Source organism: Ferrovum myxofaciens (assembly GCF_000735045.1).
Taxonomy (GTDB): domain Bacteria; phylum Pseudomonadota; class Gammaproteobacteria; order Burkholderiales; family Ferrovaceae; genus Ferrovum; species Ferrovum myxofaciens.
In genome coordinates, this window is sequence record NZ_JPOQ01000207.1 from 1 (window position 1) to 283 (window position 283).

The following is a 283-nucleotide window of genomic DNA, read 5'->3' on the forward strand; positions in this document are numbered from 1 at the left end:
TCCTTCTCCATGATGCGCCTTGACCGCCACCAGTTTGGTCAGGACCGCAAACCACAGATCCGTGGCAATGGCGGACTGGGGTTCCACGCCAAACCAGAAAATCAATGCCGGAGCCATGAGCGCTCCACCACCTACGCCCGTCAGGCCGATGGTCAACCCCGTCAATGCTCCCAGGCCGGCATGGGCCAAACCGATCACGACAAACCCGGCAGAATGACCTCGGAAGAAACGGAAGACGCGACAAAATACGGATTGAGGATTTCTTTCTTGCCATAGCGCAGAG

The 283-nt window shown here is 57.6% G+C and carries 1 protein-coding gene; it reads right to left on the minus strand.

Going from position 1 to position 283, the window contains the following annotated elements; genetic code table 11:
* A partial coding sequence (locus IV91_RS0112840; RefSeq protein ID WP_200874416.1) for a sulfite exporter TauE/SafE family protein occupies window positions 1-283 on the minus strand: 283 nt, incomplete at both ends.